General features: G+C 70.5%; 15 protein-coding genes. 9 read left to right on the top strand and 6 right to left on the bottom strand.

Translation table 11 applies throughout. The features are described 5' to 3' along the window. Nucleotides 1-13 precede the first annotated feature (13 nt). Nucleotides 14-850 (bottom strand): inositol monophosphatase family protein, encoded by an 837-nt coding sequence (locus YWY_RS0114625; protein ID WP_038045085.1) that lies wholly within the window; start codon nt 848-850, stop codon nt 14-16. A gap of 178 nt (nt 851-1028) precedes the next feature. On the opposite strand from YWY_RS0114625, the gene ppgK reads away from it, so the two are divergent. Next, nucleotides 1029-1778, top strand: coding sequence for a polyphosphate--glucose phosphotransferase (gene ppgK, locus YWY_RS0114620; RefSeq protein ID WP_028848217.1), 750 nt, complete (start codon nt 1029-1031; stop codon nt 1776-1778). A 209-nt stretch (nt 1779-1987) separates the two neighbouring features. Beyond that, nucleotides 1988-3286 carry an RNA polymerase sigma factor gene (locus tag YWY_RS0114615; protein WP_028848216.1) on the top strand — a complete coding sequence of 433 codons (1299 nt, stop codon included), beginning with the start codon at nt 1988-1990 and terminating at the stop codon, nt 3284-3286. Nucleotides 3287-3348: 62 nt separating this feature from the next. Here the strand turns inward: YWY_RS0114615 and YWY_RS0114610 are convergent, their stop codons facing one another. Next, nucleotides 3349-3564, bottom strand: coding sequence for a hypothetical protein (locus YWY_RS0114610; RefSeq protein WP_028848215.1), 216 nt, complete (start codon nt 3562-3564; stop codon nt 3349-3351). Further along, nucleotides 3561-4232: a hypothetical protein gene (locus tag YWY_RS22155; RefSeq protein WP_245566679.1), complete on the bottom strand. Its 672-nt coding sequence runs from the start codon at nt 4230-4232 to the stop codon at nt 3561-3563. The genes YWY_RS0114610 and YWY_RS22155 overlap by 4 nt, the downstream gene beginning before the upstream one ends. A gap of 73 nt (nt 4233-4305) precedes the next feature. Here YWY_RS22155 and YWY_RS0114600 point away from each other — a divergent pair, with 73 nt between their 5' ends. The 4 genes from YWY_RS0114600 (at nt 4306) to YWY_RS0114585 (ending at nt 10290) form a co-directional block, all read left to right on the top strand. Then, nucleotides 4306-5547, top strand: a complete 1242-nt coding sequence (locus YWY_RS0114600; RefSeq protein ID WP_245566678.1) for a sensor histidine kinase — start codon at nt 4306-4308, stop codon at nt 5545-5547. Next, entirely contained in the window at nt 5544-6209 is a 666-nt protein-coding gene (locus YWY_RS0114595) for a response regulator (RefSeq protein ID WP_028848213.1), read from the top strand. The genes YWY_RS0114600 and YWY_RS0114595 overlap by 4 nt, the downstream gene beginning before the upstream one ends. 88 nt (nt 6210-6297) lie before the next feature. Continuing rightward, complete coding sequence (locus tag YWY_RS0114590) at nt 6298-7779, top strand: APC family permease (protein WP_051310240.1); 1482 nt, start codon at nt 6298-6300, stop codon at nt 7777-7779. A 423-nt stretch (nt 7780-8202) separates the two neighbouring features. After that, complete coding sequence (locus YWY_RS0114585) at nt 8203-10290, top strand: AMP-binding protein (protein ID WP_245566677.1); 2088 nt, start codon at nt 8203-8205, stop codon at nt 10288-10290. Here the strand turns inward: YWY_RS0114585 and YWY_RS0114580 are convergent. Continuing rightward, entirely contained in the window at nt 10287-11090 is an 804-nt protein-coding gene (locus YWY_RS0114580) for an EamA family transporter (RefSeq protein ID WP_038045084.1), read from the bottom strand. The genes YWY_RS0114585 and YWY_RS0114580 overlap by 4 nt on opposite strands. A 295-nt stretch (nt 11091-11385) precedes the next feature. Here YWY_RS0114580 and YWY_RS0114575 point away from each other — a divergent pair, with 295 nt between their 5' ends. Continuing rightward, nucleotides 11386-11568 (top strand): DUF7455 domain-containing protein, encoded by a 183-nt coding sequence (locus YWY_RS0114575; protein WP_028848209.1) that lies wholly within the window; start codon nt 11386-11388, stop codon nt 11566-11568. 177 nt (nt 11569-11745) lie between these two features. Here the strand turns inward: YWY_RS0114575 and YWY_RS0114570 are convergent, their stop codons facing one another. Beyond that, the gene (locus YWY_RS0114570) at nt 11746-13497 is read right to left on the bottom strand and encodes a DEAD/DEAH box helicase (protein WP_028848208.1); all 1752 of its coding nucleotides are present in this window, start codon (nt 13495-13497) and stop codon (nt 11746-11748) included. Between the two features lie 261 nt (nt 13498-13758). On the opposite strand from YWY_RS0114570, the gene YWY_RS22150 reads away from it, so the two are divergent. Beyond that, complete coding sequence (locus tag YWY_RS22150) at nt 13759-15102, top strand: YihY/virulence factor BrkB family protein (protein ID WP_156899244.1); 1344 nt, start codon at nt 13759-13761, stop codon at nt 15100-15102. Here YWY_RS22150 and YWY_RS0114560 read toward each other — a convergent pair. Continuing rightward, nucleotides 15063-15320, bottom strand: coding sequence for a DUF3039 domain-containing protein (locus YWY_RS0114560; protein WP_028848207.1), 258 nt, complete (start codon nt 15318-15320; stop codon nt 15063-15065). The genes YWY_RS22150 and YWY_RS0114560 overlap by 40 nt on opposite strands. A gap of 266 nt (nt 15321-15586) precedes the next feature. Between YWY_RS0114560 and YWY_RS0114555 the strand changes: the two genes are divergently transcribed. Then, nucleotides 15587-16486, top strand: coding sequence for a pseudouridine-5'-phosphate glycosidase (locus YWY_RS0114555; RefSeq protein WP_038045378.1), 900 nt, complete (start codon nt 15587-15589; stop codon nt 16484-16486).

Raw genomic sequence — 16486 nt, 5'->3', positions numbered from 1 at the left:
GGTGTCCCGCCCGTCAGATGCGCGCTGCCCCGGCTTCCACGAGCACCCGGTACAGCTCGTCGGCGATACCGGGCGCGGCCGCGAACGTCCCGTCACCGAGCGCCGGGTCCTGCCCGGGCACGATGACCCTGGCGCCCGCCTCCTGCGCGACCAGCGCGCCCGCGGCCCAGTCCCAGCGGGACAGGCCGTTCTCGAACGAGGCGTCCACCCAGCCGGTGGCGACCGCGCACAGGTCCAGTGCCGCCGACCCGCCGCGCCGGATGTCCCGCACCCGGCCGATCAGCGACCGGACCAGATCGGCCTGCCGGAGCCTGCGCTCGCCGTCGTAGGCGAACCCGGTGGCCACCAGGCTCAGCTCCAACTTCTGCACCGCCGAGGCGCGCAGCCGCGTTCCGTTCAGCCACGCACCGCCGTCCCGCCACGCGGTCCACGTCCGCCCGCCGACCGGGTCGACCACCGCGCCGGCCACCGACTGCCCGTCGACCTGCGCGGCCACCGACACGGCGAACTCGGGCAGGCCGTAGACGAAGTTGACGGTGCCGTCGATGGGGTCGACCACCCACGCCACCCGGCCCGGCTCGGCCTCGCCGTCCGCGCCGTGCTCCTCCCCCAGCACCGGATCACCCGGTCGCAGCTCACTCAATCGGGTGCGAATCAGGCGCTCGGACGCCTTGTCCACCGCGGTGACCAGGTCGGTGATCGTCGACTTGGTGTCGACCTGCAGACCGTCTTCGCCCGCGCCCGCGCCGGACTCCCACCGGTCGCGGTGCGCGCGCAACACCAGCTGGCCGGCTTCGACGGCCACCTGCTCGGCGATCGTGGCCAGTTCTGCCCATTCGTGACTGCTCACCCGACTATCCGACCACACCCGTCCGGCAGGCGCACACCTCGCGTCCGGCACACCGCGGACGTGGCTAAAGTCGAGCAGACAACGCTTCCAGGTATCGAGCGGGAAGGACCGCCGGATGGCCCGACACACCACGACAGCCGCCGCGCGACGTGCGCAGGATCCCTCCACCGACGGTGGCATGGGGTTCGGCGTCGACATCGGCGGCAGCGGCATCAAGGGGGCCCTCGTCGACCTGTCCACCGGCCGGTTGCACGGCGACCGGTTGAAGATCCCCACCCCGCAGCCGGCCACCCCGGACGCAGTCGCCGACGTGGTCGCCGAGATCGTGGAGACGTTCGACTGGCAGGGCCCGATCGGCATCACCGTGCCGGGCGTGGTCAAGGGTGGCATCACGCACACCGCGGCCAACATCGATCCGGCATGGATCGGCGTGGACGCCGACGAGCTGTTCGCGCGCAGGCTGGGCAGGGAGCCGGAGGACGTCGGCGTGCTCAACGACGCCGACGCCGCGGGGATCGCCGAGGTCCGGTTCGGCGACGAGCGCTTCCGCCGCGGCGTGGTGCTCCTGCTGACGTTCGGCACCGGGATCGGCAGCGCGCTGTTCGTCGACGGCAGGCTGGTGCCCAACACCGAGTTCGGCCACATCGAAGTCGACGGGCACGACGGCGAGACCAAGGCGGCGGCGTCGGCGAAGGAGAACGAGGGGCTGAGCTATCCGGACTGGGCCAAGCGCGTCAACCGGTACCTGTCGGTACTGGAGAACCTGGTGTGGCCGGACCTGATCATCGTCGGTGGCGGCGTCAGCAAGAAGGCGGAGAAATGGGTGCCGCTGCTGCAGATCCGCACCCCGATCACGGTGGCGACCAGGCAGAACCAGGCGGGCATCATCGGCGCCGCCGCGGCGGTCGCCGAGGGGATCGCGCACTAGCCGGGTGGGCGTGGCCGGCAACGAGCGGATCACCGGCCGATCACGCGCACTTCGGAGGAAGGCGCGATCGTCGTTACAATGGAACGTGGCCCTGTCGGCGGGTGGATCGGTCGATAGTCATGCCGCAGGCGGGTGCCCACCCCGAAACCTGATGCAGCTGAGGTCGTTTTCCTCGGCGTAGCAGATCACGAAGCTGCGAAAGGGTGTCAGTGGCTGTCGCAAAGACCGCAACCAGGCGCGGGACCAAGTCGTCGGCGAAGGACGAAGCGGCCAAGAGCGCGTCCGGCGTCGACGCGGGCAAGTCCGGCGCGGCGAAGGGCCGCAAGCGAACGACCAAGTCGACCGCCAAGAGCCGCAAGGCCGCGAAAGCGACCGAGCCCGAGCTCGACGACGCCGAACTCGTCGACGAGACTCCGGACCTTTCCGATCTCGAAGCCGAGGTCGAGGTCGACGTGGTGGACGGCGACCTGGCGGACGACCTCGACGACGACGAGGTCGGCAAGGACGCGGACAAGGGCGAGGACTTCGTTTGGGACGAGGAGGAGTCCGAGGCCCTGCGGCAGGCGCGCAAGGACGCCGAGCTGACCGCTTCCGCCGACTCGGTGCGCGCCTACCTGAAGCAGATCGGCAAGGTGGCGCTGCTGAACGCGGCCGAAGAGGTCGAGCTGGCCAAGCGGATCGAGGCCGGGCTGTACGCCGCCGAGCGGTTGCGGCAGGCCGAGGAGGAGGGCGAGGAGCTGCCCACCCAGCTGCGCCGCGACCTGAAATGGATCGTGCGGGACGGCGAGCGGGCCAAGAATCACCTGCTGGAGGCCAACCTGCGGCTGGTGGTCTCGCTGGCCAAGCGGTACACCGGCCGCGGCATGGCGTTCCTGGACCTGATCCAGGAAGGCAACCTGGGCCTGATCCGCGCGGTGGAGAAGTTCGACTACACCAAGGGATACAAGTTCTCCACCTACGCCACGTGGTGGATCCGGCAGGCGATCACCAGGGCGATGGCCGACCAGGCCCGCACCATCCGCATCCCGGTGCACATGGTCGAGGTCATCAACAAGCTCGGCCGCATCCAGCGCGAGCTGCTGCAGGACCTGGGGCGCGAGCCCACCCCGGAGGAGCTGGCCAAGGAAATGGACATCTCCCCGGAGAAGGTCCTGGAGATCCAGCAGTACGCCCGCGAGCCGATCTCGCTGGACCAGACCATCGGCGACGAAGGCGACTCGCAGCTCGGCGACTTCATCGAGGACTCCGAGGCGGTGGTCGCCGTCGACGCGGTCTCGTTCACGCTGCTGCAGGACCAGCTGCAGTCGGTGCTGCAGACGCTGTCCGAGCGGGAGGCCGGCGTGGTCCGGCTGCGCTTCGGTCTCACCGACGGGCAGCCGCGCACGCTGGACGAGATCGGCCAGGTCTACGGCGTCACCCGGGAACGGATCCGGCAGATCGAGTCGAAGACGATGTCGAAGCTGCGTCACCCGTCGCGCTCCCAGGTGCTGCGCGACTACCTCGACTGACGCACTCCAGGCGAACGAGAAGGGCCGGCGGTCTCCCCGCCGGCCCTTCGTCGTGCCGGCCATCAGCCGGTGCCGGCACCCTTCCCCTTGCGCTTGCGCTCCCCCGCGACCGCAAGCGCCGCTCCCACCAGCAGCATCAGCATGCTGGCCGCGACGTGCATGCTGGGCGGCAACACGTGCAACTGCACGAACCAGCTCTTGGCGTCGCTGCCCGCCGCGCGGTTGATCAGGCCACCGGCGCCTTGCACCACCAGCAGGATCCCCAATAGCCCGATCATCGCCTGCCCCGCTCTACCGCGCCCGCGGTCTCGTCGCCTGCCGCAGCGGTACGGTCCCCGGCGCCAGGCCGGGACAGCAGCTCCCATACCGGCCCCGCGACCAGCCAGATGACGACGACGAGCCCCAGCCGCGGCACCCAACCGCCGTCGGCCCACAGCGCCCGGGTTTGCTCCGGGGTACCGGCGACGAAGATCAGCACCAGCATGATCGCCGCGGCAATGGCGCACGCAAGAACACACTTGCCCCACTGCGTCCATTCGTGGCGGACCCGGCCGGACCAGTCACGGCGCTGCTTGCCCGGCGCGGGCCCGCCGGCGAACCGATGCGCGAAGCGCGCGTCCGCCCAGCGGATCATGCTGGGCCCGAAGACCACGCTGAACCCCAGATAGACCGCGGCGAGGCCGTGCACCGTGGTGGCGAGCGCGCCGTCGGCCAGATCGACCATGGTGGCGACGAGCACCAGCAGGTCGATGAGCGGCGTCGCAGCCAGCAACACGGTGCTCGTCCGGCGCATGCGCAGCAGATAACGGGCGGCCAATCCCGTGACGACGCACACCCAGAAGCCGATCTCTCCGGCGGCGATGACGATCGCCATGGGATTGGCGGTCATGAAGTCGACGACGTTCTGCACGTCATCGACGATGGCTGCGGCATGCCCGCCTGCCATCGGCCGGCAGCATGAGGTCGGCGTCATCACTTCGTAGGAGGTGGCGTCAGCGGGCCTGTGCTGTGATGGGGACGTGTCCGCGGGAAGGCTGCCTGCTCCCCTGTCGCTGTATCGCGCCTTGCCGATCTGGCAGCAGAACGCACTCATCGCGGCAGGCATGTTCCTGCTGGGGTGTTTGCTGTACGCGTCCGGCCTCTACCGGCTGTTCGCGCCGCCGGAGCCGGAGCTTCCGTGGTGGCGCATCGCCGTCTTCGGCGCGTTCTGCCTGATCGAGCTGGCGCGGCGCCGGGCGCCCGGGGTCGGTCTGGCGGCGGGTTTGCTGATGGTCGGTGTCGACGCCTGGTTCGGGCTGACCCTGCCGGTCATGGTGGTGTTCTCCGATCTGCTGTTCGCGGCCACCCTGTACGGGTCACAGCGGCTCAGCAGGGCCATGGTGCCCGCGGTCGCGGTGACCATCATCGGTGGCCTGGCACTGGCATTGGTCGTGGCGTCCGACTGGCGTGCCGGGGTGGCGGCACTGGCCGCGCTCGCTTCGTTCCTGGTGATCCCGGTGTGGTGGGCGACCAACGTCCGGCAACAACGGGAGATCGCCGAGTCGGAGCGCGCCAACGCCGAACAGCTGGCCGAGATCGCCCGACTGGACCGGCAGGCCGCGGTCGCCAACGAACGCGCCCGCATGGCCCGTGACCTGCACGACGTCGTTGCCGGACACCTGTCCGCCATCGCCATCCAGTCCGCCGCGGCGCTGAACATGGCCAAACACCCGGAACGCGCCGACCAGATCACCACGGTGCTGCAAGCGGTACGGGACAACAGTGTGGCGGCGCTGGCGGAAATGCGTGCCATGATCGGGCTGCTGCGCACCGAGGGAGCGGAAACCGACGGCGCGACCGCACCCGCCGGCCTTGCCGATCTGCCGAAGCTGGTGGAATCCGCGCGGGCCAGCGGCATGACCGTCGACGTCCGGACGGAACTGGACGAGGCCACCCAGCTGCCCGCCGCGGTCGACCTGACCGCCTATCGCATCGCCCAGGAGGCACTGACCAACGCCATCAAACACGCGCCGGGGTGCCGTGCCGAGCTGACGCTGCGCAGGCGCGACGGAAAGGTGGAGATCGTGGTGACCAACGAGCTGTCCGACGAGACCAGCAGGATCGCCGGCCAGCAGGCAGGCGGTGTCGGGCTGCTGAGCATGCGAGAACGTGCCAAAGCCGTCGGCGGAACCGTGCAGGCCGGGCCCGGCGGACGGGGCTGGCTGGTCTGCGCCTCGCTGCCTGTGCGGTCCGGTGGCGCGTACGGGGACGGTGACCGATGAGCATCCGCGTACTGCTTGCCGACGACCACGGGGCGATCCGGGCCGGGTTGGCGATGATCCTCGACGGCGCCGACGACATCACCGTGGTCGGCGAGGCGGCCGACGGCCGGACCTCGATCAACCAGGTCCGCGCGCTACGGCCGGACGTGGTGCTCATGGACATCCGGATGCCCGGCATGGACGGCATCGCCGCCACCCGGGAGATCACCGCGACAGGTGACTGCCAGGTCCTGGTGCTCACCACGTTCGACCTGGACGAGTACGTCTACGGCGCACTGCGCGCGGGTGCCGCGGGATTCCTGCTGAAGTCCGTCGAGCCGGATCGGCTGGTCGAGGCCATCCGCCTGGTGGCCGCGGGCGACGGCGTGCTGGCCCCCCAGGTCACCCGCAAGCTGATCACCGCGTTCGCCGAGGTGAGCAGGCCGGAGCCGGAGCAGCCGCGCGGGCTGGCCGATCTCACCGAACGGGAACGCGACGTGCTGGCGTGCCTGGGCGACGGGCTGTCGAACGCGCAGATCGCCAGAAAGCTGGCCATCAGCGAGACCACGGTGAAGACGCACGTGTCGCGGGTGCTGGCCAAGCTCGGGCTGCAGTCGCGCGTGCAGGCCGCGATCCTGGCCGCCGAGCACCTGCCGTTGCGCACCGACGTGCCTCCGGCGTAGCCAAGACCACACGGGCGAATTCGGACTCTCCGAACAGTCGTGCCCAACCGGGATGCGAGGGTGTCGGCGATCTTCTAACGTCCACCGCATGACGAGCGCTTTCCGCCGCACGATCAGCGTCTCGGCCGTCCTCGACCGGGGCAAGAGCAAGGACGGGCTACGCAAACGGCTCGGCGCGAAGGACATGATCGGCTTCGGTGTCGGCATCATCATCGGCACCGGGATCTTCACCCTGGCCGGCGTCGAGGCCAAGCAGCACGCCGGGCCCGCGGTGACGCTGTCGTTCGTGATCGGCGCGGTGGTGGCCGCCCTGGCCGCCATCTGCTACGCCGAGATGGCTTCCAGCGTGCCGACGGCGGGCAGCGCCTACACCTACGCGTTCGCCACGCTCGGCGAGGGCTTCGCGTGGATCATCGGCTGGGACCTGCTGCTGGAGTTCTCGCTCGGCGCCGCGGTCGTCTCCCGTGGCTGGTCCGGATACCTCGCCGACCTGTTCGGCCTGCCGCCGGAGCTGTTCGGCGAGGAGGCGGTGGTGAACGTCGGCGCCGTGCTGATCCTGGCCATCCTCACCGTGGTCGCGGTGGTGGGCATCAAGATGTCCGCGCTGTTCACCAACGCGCTGGTGGTGGTGAAGCTGATCGTCTGCGTGCTGGTGATCGGCATCGGTGCGTTCTTCGTGACCGCGGCCAACTGGCGCCCGTTCGTGCCCGAATCGCGGCAGGCGGAAGCGCCGGACGTGCTCAAGCAACCGATCATCGAGGCCGGGCTGGGCATCGAGCCGACCATGTACGGCACCATCGGCCTGCTGACCGCCGCCGCGGTGGTCTTCTTCGCCTACACCGGGTTCGAGGCGCTGGCCAACCTCGGCGAGGAGGTCCGGCGGCCGCAGCGCGATCTGACCATCGGGCTGCTCGGCGCGCTGAGCATCTGCGCGGTGCTCTACGTCGGCGTCTCGCTGGTGCTGACCGGCATGGTCCCCTACGCCGAGATCGACTCCGGCGCCCCGCTGGCCAAGGCGTTCGACGCCGTCGGGCTGTCCTGGGTCGGGGGGATCATCTCGCTGGGCGCGGTCACCGGCCTGACCTCGGTCATCCTGGTGCAGCTGGTCACCATCGGCCGCATCGGCTTCTCGATGGGCCGGGACGGCCTGCTGCCGCGGCAGCTGGGCACGGTGCACCCGAGGTGGGGCACCCCGCACCGGATGACCGTCGGTGCCGCGGTGCTGGTGGGCGTGCTGGCCGCACTGGTGCCGATCGACGAGCTGGCCGACATGGTCTCGATCGGCGCGCTGTCGGCGATGATCATCGTCGCGGTGGCCGTTCCGGTGCTGCGCAAGCAGCGGCCGGACCTGCGGCGTCCGTTCAGGGTGCCGTTCTCCCCGGTGGTGCCCGCGTTGACGGCGGCTGCCTGCTTCTACCTCATGCTCAACCTGGACGTCATCACGTGGCTGCGGTTCGCCGTGTGGCTGGGGCTGGGCATGGTCATCTACTTCGCCTACGGCAGGAAACACTCGCACCTGGCCCCGGGCAACGGCGACCAGACCGACAAGGACGACATTCCGGTGAGCTGACCGGCCTACCCTCGTCCCGGGAAAACGCTCGCGGGCACGCGTGCCCGTCCGGCCCCATGGCCCCTGCGCCGCCTCGCCCGGGCGACCTACCCGACGCCTCTCACCCGCCACAGCCGACGCTGGTCCACGTGACCCTTGCTGCCCCATGCCGCCGGTGGCGCCCACTACGGCCTCGCCACCCTTCACCCGCCACAGCCCACCCACCGACCCCGCGCAAACCCCGCCGACCCACACCACCAGAAACACCCACCACGGCCCCGCACCCGCCACCCCCGGCCCGGAACGCGCCGACTCACACCAGTGCCCATCCCCACCCCATGCCCAGCGGCCACATCTCGCCCAGGGGCATACCCGCAGCTCTTGACCCGGCACGCGCCGACTCGCTAGGAATGTCCTTTGCCGAGGCAAACGGGTGGGTGAGCGGTGACTGGACCGGGACATCGGGTGCCGTCCGACTACGTGACGGTGGAGATGGTGCTCGACCACCCGCGCGCCGCGGTGTGGGACGTCATCGGCAAGCCGGAGCTGTACCCGCGGTTCTTCCGCAGCCTCGGCACCATCACCCACCTGCCGAACAACGCCGGCGACCCGCACTACGTGATCTCGGCGGTGTCCTCCGGCGGGCATCCAGCGGAATACCTCGCCCGGCTGGCCGCCAACCAGCCCCAGGAGGAACTCGTCCTGGCCGGTGTCGGCGAATCGGACAGCTGGGTGTCGGTGTCCCTGGCCGACGCCAGCAACGGCGGCACCCAGGTCACCGTGGTGGTGGCCAAGCCGCAAGGGGTCGACTTCGGCGGGCAGCACGGCCGGACGGCGATCCACCGCTGGGTGCGGGACGGCCTGCGGCGGATCGACGACTACCTGGCGGGCAAGCCCGACGTCCCGATCACCACCGGCGGATCACCCGCCCAGATCCAGCGCAAGATCGTCAAGACCCTGCTGGACGCCGGGATCCTCGAGGCGTCGCACCCGCTACGCGGACTCCGGCAGCTGAACCGGCTGCGCCGGTGGGGATTCACGGTGGCAGGCGGATATGCCGCCGCCGCGGCGCGGAGCCCGGAGCGCATCGCCGTTGTCGACGACCGCCGCACCCTCACCTTCGGCGAGGTCTACGACCGGTCGCAGCGGCTGGCCAGGGCGTTGGCCGACATGGGTGTGGACACCAAGGCCACGGTGGGCATCCTGGCCCGCAATCACAGCGGCTTCGTGCTCACCGCGGTCGCCTGCGCCATGCTCGGCTGCGACGCCGTGCTGTTCAACACGGGGCTGGCCAGCAGGCAGATCGAGCAGATCGTCGAGCGTCACGACATCCGGGTGCTGATCACCGACGACGAGTTCGAGCCGCTGGTGCAGTACCTGCCGCCGACGGTCACCCGCATCAGCGCCATCGCGCCCAGCGGCGTGGCAGGCAGGGCGACGCTGGACGATCTCGTCGACAAGGCACCGCGCGGGACGCTCCGCACGCCGGAGCGGGACGGGCTGCTCATCGTGCTGACCTCCGGCACCACCGGGACACCGAAGGGCGCCAAACGTGCCACTCCGCCGGGCTGGATCAGCGTGGCCGCCATGCTGTCCGTGCTGCCGCTGCGGGCCGAGGACACCATGCTGATCTCCGCGCCGATCTTCCACACCTGGGGGCTGGGCGCGTTGCAGATCAGCACGCCGCTGCGGGCCACGGTCGTCCTGCAGGACCGGTTCGACCCGGAACGCTGCCTGCAGGCGATCGACCAGCACCGGGTGACCGCCCTGATGGCGGTGCCGATCATGCTGCAGCGCATTCTCAACCTGCCGGAGAAGGTGCGCGCCAGGTACGACACCTCCAGCCTGCGGATCGTCGCCAGCAGCGGATCGGCCATGCCGGGCACGCTGGTCACCGAGTTCATGGACGCCTTCGGCGACATCCTCTACAACTTCTACGGCTCCACCGAGGTGTCCCAGGCCGCCACGGCCAGCCCGACCGACCTGCGGGTCGCCCCCACCACGGCCGGGCACCCGCCGCTGGGGTCGACCGTGGCCATCCTCGACCACGACGGGCTGCTGGTCCCGCGCGGCGCGGTCGGGCGCATCTTCGTCGGCAACGAGCAACCGTTCCACGGCTACACCGCTGGCGACGAGCCGCCGGAGGTCAAGGACACCCTGATGGACACCGGGGACCTCGGCTACCTGGACGCCGACGGCAGGCTGTTCGTCTCCGGACGCGACGACGAGATGATCATCTCCGGCGGCGAGAACGTCTTCCCCCGCCCGGTCGAGGAGGCGATCGCCGCGCTGCCGCAGGTCGCCGAGGTCGCCGTGGTCGGCGTCCCGGACGAGGAGTACGGTCAGCGACTCGCGGCGTTCATCGTGCCCAAGCCCGGCGCCCGGCTGGACCCGGCGATGGTGCGTTCCTACATCCACCAGCGGCTGTCCCGTTTCTCCGTGCCGCGGGACGTCACGTTCCTCACCCGGTTGCCGCGCAACACCACCGGCAAGATCCTCAAACGCCTGCTGGTGGATCGCGTGGCGCACTAAGGCGGTTCGCCCGCGGCTTGGTCGTCGCGCGACCGGACAAGCAGGCCGCACACCACCGCGAGGATGCCCACCGCCTCCACCGGGGCCGGAATCTGCGCCAGGACGAGGAACCCGATCGCTGTGGCCGTCACCGGCAGCAGCGCCAGCAGCAAAGCGAACGACGTCTGCCCGACACGCCGCAACACCACCTGGTCGAGCGCGTACGGCACCACGGTCGACAGCACCCCGACGCCGACTCCGATGGTGAGCAGTTCGGCCGAGCCCCACACCGGGCCGGTGCCGACCGCCAGCGGGGACAGCACGACGGTGGCCACGGCCATGCCGACCGCCAGGCTGTCCTGCCCGGAGACGCCGTCCGGGGCCAGCGCCACCCGTTTTCCCAGCACGATGTAGCCCGCCCAGGCCGCGGCGGCTGCCAGCGCGAACAGCACGCCCAGCGGGCTCCCCTCCAGCTGCACGTCGGCGATCAGCACCACGCCCAGCGCCACTAGCAGCAAGGCTCCGACGTCGCGCAGCCGCCGCGACCCGACAGCGGCCACGGTGACCGGACCGGCGAACTCGATGGCCACCGCCGTGCCGAGCGGCAGCCGGGCGATCGCCTCGTAGAACACCACGTTCATCCCGGCGGTGACGGTGCCGAACGTCCCGGCAAGCACGAGCGACCTGCCGCGCCATGCGGCACGCGGAGGCCGACGCCATGCCAGCAGCACGATCGCCGCGCCCAGGCAACGCAGCCACGCGACGCCGGACGGAGATGCGACGTCGAACAGCCAGACCGCCATCGCCGCGCCGACGTACATGGAAATTCCGCTGACAACGAACAGCGCCGGTGCCGGGGCCCGCGACACGAGGTGTCCTACCGGTATGCGCCTCACCCTGCGCATGGTGCCTGACGTGCGAAAACACCCGAATGGCGGGGTGGTGATCCGGCCGAAAAGAGCACGTCGGGAGCCCTTCGCCGATACCGGCGCGTGACCAACGTCCCAGCTTGCGGGGAACACTTGCCCTACGGAATTCGTCTGCAACAGTAGAGGTAACGCACACCGCGTTACGCGCTGGCATCGCCGATGCCGGGACGGATGGAGGGAGACCCTCATGACCCCATCGACACTCACCCGCCCCGCCCTGACCGCCCTCGACCGTTGCGACCGCTGCGGAGCGGCCGCCAAGGTTCGCGCCGTGCTTCCGTCCGGCGGCGAGCTGCTGTTCTGCGGACACCACGCGCGCCAGCACGAAGCCAAGCTCAAGGAGCTGGAGGTCGAGATCCAGCACGGCTGACCACCACTGAGCAAGACCTACCGCGAGGCGGGGATCCCATCGGGTCCCCGCCTCGCGCCGTGTCCGGGGCCGCTCGCCGGACGCTCGCGGTGGCTCGCCCCGCGACGGGCGGGGCCGTGGGAACCCGCCCTGCGGCCGCGCGCCGCGGGACCCGGCCGCCGACGCCGCGGGCCGCCGCTACCAGCTGCGCAGCGTGGCGATCCGCTCCTCGAGCTGTTCGATCGTCGCCATGGCGGTGGGTGGCCCGCCGCAGGCCTCCCGTAACGCCGCGTGGATCTGCCCGTGCGGCTTGCCCGTGCGGTGGTGATACAGGCCCACCAGGGCGTTCAGCTCCTTGCGCAACGCCTTGCGCCGTTCCGCCGCGGTGGCGGGCGCGGCAGGCCGCGGTTTCTGCTCCGGCTCCTGCTTGGCGGCCTGCTTGGCCTTCCGTCGCTCCGCAGCCAGCTGTTCCTCCTGCCGCTTGCGCAGCAATGCCCGCACGTGCTCCGGCTCGAGCAGGCCGGGCAGGCCCAAGTACTCCTGCTCCTCCTCGGATCCGGCCAATGCGGCCGTGCCGAACGAGTTGCCGTCGTAGATCACCTGGTCCAGCTCGGCCGAAGCGTGCAGCGAGGTGAACCCCTTCTCCTGCTCCCCCGGCTCGTCCCGGCGCGCTTTCGCGGCGGCGAGCAGTTCGTCGTCCCAGCCGTCCTTCTCCCGGTGCGGCTTGCCCAGCACGTGGTCGCGCTGCGCCTCCAGCTGGCTGGCCAGTTCGAGCAGCACCGGCACGCTGGGCAGGAAGATGCTGGCCGTCTCCCCCGGCTTGCGCGCCCGTACGAAGCGGCCCACCGCCTGGGCGAAGAACAGCGGCGTGGACGCGCTGGTGGCGTACACGCCGACGGCCAGCCTGGGCACGTCGACGCCCTCGGAGACCATGCGCACCGCGATCATCCACTTGTCGTCGGACTCGGCGAACTCACCGATCTTGCGCGTCGCGGTGGGGTCGTCGGACAACACCACCACCGGGTCCACACCCGTCTCCCTGCGGAGCAGCTTCGCGTAGGCGCGGGCCGATTCCTGATCGCTGGCGATGACCAGGCCACCGGCGTCCGGCATGCCCGACGCCCTCAGCTGCTCCAGGCGCACGTCGGCGGCGTGCAGCACGGCGGGCACCCACTCACCGCGCGGATCCAGCGCGGTACGCCACGCGCGGGCGGTCTGCTCGGCCGTCATCGGCTCGCCCAGGCGTGCCGTGAACTCCTCCCCGGCGCTCGTGCGCCACTGTGCCTCGCCCGAGTACGCCAGGAACACCACGGGCCGCACCACGCCGTCCGCGAGTGCTTCGGCGTAGCCGTAGGTGTGGTCGGCCACGCTGCGCATGCCCCCGTCGCCGGTCGGCTCGTAGTGCACGAACGGGATGGGTGAGTCGTCACTGCGGAACGGGGTGCCGGTCAGCGCCAGTCGGCGTACCGCGGGGGTGAACGCTTCCCGGATCGCATCCCCCCAGGAACGCGAGTCACCGCCGTGGTGGATCTCGTCGAGGATGACCAGCGTCCTGCGGTTCTCCGTCCGTACCCGGTGCAGCGTGGGGTGCGCGGCCACCTGGGCATACGTGAGCGCCACGCCGCGGAAGTCGGGCGAGACGGTGCCGTCGGAGTTGCGGAAGTTCGAGTCGATGGGGATCCCGGCCGTGGCCGCGGACGCCGCCCACTGGTGTTTCAGATGCTCGGTGGGCGTGACGATAGTGACCGCGTCCACCGTGCGGTCGGACAGCAGTTCCCCGGCGATGCGCAGCCCGAAGACGGTCTTGCCCGCCCCCGGCGTGGCCACCGCCAGGAAGTCCCGCGGATTGGTGGCCAGGTACTTGGTCAGGGCACGCCGCTGCCAGGCGCGCAGCGGACGAGCGGTGGCGTCATGGGCTGGTTCCGGCGCGACGAACGCGTCCTGGGACAAGCCATCCTCCTCGCAGGCTCGTGCCCGGCACGGGCGCAACATCACACGTCAGACGGACGAAGACCCTCACGGACCGGTACCGTCGGTGATGACAGGCTCTGAGGCGCCGGCTCGCCGGCCGTCATCGTCGACCGGCCTGTCGAGCGCGTGCGTGAGGGCGCCCGAACGAGCGTACCTGGGACCCGTGCGTGACGGTCCGGGTGGACACGCCGAGAATGTCACCGAGCCAAAGTGGCTCGAATGGAGCATGCTGGACTCGCTATGACGACACAGGGCGAGCGGAAGCCGGCCGAGCAGCCGCGGGCACGCCGCAAGGGCGTCGGGCGGCTGATCGGGCGCACGCTGCAGAAGGCGTGGGACGGCAACTTCTTCTCCGAGTCGGCCGAAGCCGGCTTCTGGCAGGCCCTGTCGCTGGCACCGCTGATGCTCGGGCTGCTCGGCCTGCTGGGCTACGTCGAGGACTGGTTCGGCAGGGACGTCGCCGACCGTGTCGGCCAGCAGATCCTCACCATCTGCGAAAACATCTTCAGCGACGAGGTGGTCCGCAACATCGTGCAGCCCACGGTCGAGGACATGCTCACCGAGGGCAAGGCGGCGATCGCCTCGGTCGGGTTCCTGATCGCGCTGTGGGCCGGTTCGTCCGCCATGTCGTCGTTCGTCGACGCCATCACCGTGGCGCACGACCAGTACGGGGTGCGCAACAGCGTCTGGCAGCGCATCTTCGCCCTGCTGCTCTACGTGGCCAGCCTGATCCTGCTGGTCATCGGCCTGCCGCTGATCGCCATCGGCCCCGAGCTGCTGCCCGAGCTGTTCCCCACCGACATCCGGGACAACATCGCCACCTGGGTGTCGATCCTGTACTACCCGACCCTCGGCGTGTTGATCGTGCTGGCGCTGGCCACGCTGTACAAGGTGGCACTGCCGCGCAAGCTGCCGTGGCATCGCGGGCTGCCCGGTGCGGTCCTGGCCATGATCATCTTCCTGCTGGCCAGCTCCGGCCTGCGGTTCTACCTGGAGATCATCACCGCCACCGGCTACACCTACGGCGCGCTGGCCACGTTCGTGGCGTTCCTGCTGTTCCTGTTCTTCATCGGCATGGGCATCGTGGTCGGCGCGTACTTCAACAGCGCGATCCAGGAGCTGTGGCCTGCCAAGCCGACCCGGCGGCAGCGCCGCCGCTGGCGCAAGCTCGAACTGGAACGGGCCAACGAGAAGCTCAAGGCCGACAACGCCCGCAGCCTGTGGGAACGCACCACCGCGCCGCTGCGCAGGCCCAACCGGCCGCCGGAACAGGACACGAACCAGGCACAGGCCCCGCGGCCGCAGGCAGAAGGCCGGACCGCGCAGCCGCCCACATCGGATCAGGCCGCGCAGCCCCGGACACGAAATCCGGCCACGCCGCCGCAGCCGCCGAGTCAAGACACGCAGCCGCAGGAAAGGAATCAGCCGGAGCAGACGCCGCACGGCGAACGGCCACCGGTGGGCGAAGCGACCACCGACGACCCGGGTTCAGCGCCTCGAGACGGCCGCGGACTGCCGGGCGACTCCCCTGGCCACGGCCGACATCAGTCGTTGTCGTCCCCGCCGGGCGGCAAGCTCTCGTAGATCTCCTTGCATCGGGGGCACACCGGCGACCCCGGCTTCGGCGTCTTGGTCACCGGGAACACCTCACCGCACAGGGCCACCACGTGGGTACCCAGCACCGCGCTCTCGGCGATCTTGTTCTTCCGCACGTAGTGGAACAGATCCGGCGAGTCGTTGTCGGTGGCGTCGGTGCCTTCCGGTCGAGTGTCGACGTCGGGGAGAACCTGAGTAGTAGCCACGGGTCCATTGTGCCGCACACCGGGCTCTGGACGACACCAACCCGGGCGCCCCGCCAAAACTGCCCGCCGCAGCACCGGCAGCACCCCTGCCACGAACTCGACATCCCGCCAAAACTGCCGCCGCAGCACCGGCCTCCGGACGACACCAACCCGGGCGCCCCGCCAAAACTGCCCGCCGGGGTACCGACGGCGCCCTTGGCACGCGATCGAGCACCGGCCGCATCGATCATCGCCCGGTGGGCCATGATGCGTGCGTGCGCATCGAGATGTCGAACGAGGTCGCCGACGCCGTCGCCGCCGGGCGCCCGGTCGTCGCGCTGGAGTCCACCCTGCTGGCCCACGGCTTTCCCCCGGGCGACAACCTCTCCATCGCCCGCCGCCTGGAGGAAGTGGTGCGAGCGGAGGGCGCCGTGCCCGCCACCATCGCCGTGCTGTCGGGCACGCCGACGGTCGGGTTGACCGGCGATCAGATCCACGCCTTGTGCACCGGCGACGACGTGGTGAAGCTGTCCACCCGCGACCTCGGCCCGGCCGTCGCCCTCGGCAGGACCGGCGCGACCACCGTGGCCAGCACGTCCGCACTTGCCCACGCCACCGGCATCCGCGTTTTCGCCACCGGCGGGCTGGGCGGGGTCCACCGGCCGGTCGGCGACAGCCAGGTGAGCTGGGACGTCTCCGCCGACATCGATGCGCTGGCCACGACCGGGGTGCTGGTGGTCAGCTCGGGCGTGAAGTCGGTGCTGGACGTCCCGGCGACGCTGGAAGCCCTGGAAACCCGTTCGGTCCCCGTCGTCGGGTACCGCACCGACGACTTTCCCGCGTTCTATCTCCGCTCCTCAGGACACCGGGTGTCGTGGCGGGTCGAGAGCCCGGCGGAAGCCGCCGCGGTGTTCGCCGCGCATAGCCGGATCAGCAGCTCTGGGATGCTGCTGGCCAACCCGGTGCCTGCGGATGCCGAGATGGACCACGAGCTGCACGAACGGCTGCTGCGTGAGGCGATGACGCTGCTGCACGACCGCAGCGTGCAAGGGTCGGACGTGACCCCGGCGATGCTGGAGCACTTCCACCGGGCCAGCGAAGGAGTCAGCGTGCGGGTGAACGAAGCACTCGTGCTGGTCAACGCACGGCTCGCCGCCCAGGTCGCGGTGGCGCTCGCCGGTCACTAG

The organism is Thermocrispum agreste DSM 44070, assembly GCF_000427905.1.
In the GTDB taxonomy this organism is placed as follows: Bacteria; Actinomycetota; Actinomycetes; order Mycobacteriales; family Pseudonocardiaceae; genus Thermocrispum; species Thermocrispum agreste.
This window is presented reverse-complemented; position numbering and strand designations above follow the sequence as displayed.

Coding starts and splice junctions, on each gene's coding strand:
- YWY_RS0114610 (WP_028848215.1), bottom strand. CDS start 3,564: ATGATCGGGCTATTGGGGATCCTGCTGGTGGTGCAAGGCGCCGGTGGC.
- YWY_RS0114595 (WP_028848213.1), top strand. CDS start 5,544: ATGAGCATCCGCGTACTGCTTGCCGACGACCACGGGGCGATCCGGGCC.
- YWY_RS22150 (WP_156899244.1), top strand. CDS start 13,759: ATGACGACACAGGGCGAGCGGAAGCCGGCCGAGCAGCCGCGGGCACGC.
- YWY_RS0114580 (WP_038045084.1), bottom strand. CDS start 11,090: ATGTACGTCGGCGCGGCGATGGCGGTCTGGCTGTTCGACGTCGCATCT.
- YWY_RS0114555 (WP_038045378.1), top strand. CDS start 15,587: ATGTCGAACGAGGTCGCCGACGCCGTCGCCGCCGGGCGCCCGGTCGTC.
- YWY_RS0114590 (WP_051310240.1), top strand. CDS start 6,298: ATGACGAGCGCTTTCCGCCGCACGATCAGCGTCTCGGCCGTCCTCGAC.
- YWY_RS0114575 (WP_028848209.1), top strand. CDS start 11,386: ATGACCCCATCGACACTCACCCGCCCCGCCCTGACCGCCCTCGACCGT.
- ppgK (WP_028848217.1), top strand. CDS start 1,029: ATGGGGTTCGGCGTCGACATCGGCGGCAGCGGCATCAAGGGGGCCCTC.
- YWY_RS22155 (WP_245566679.1), bottom strand. CDS start 4,232: ATGGCAGGCGGGCATGCCGCAGCCATCGTCGATGACGTGCAGAACGTC.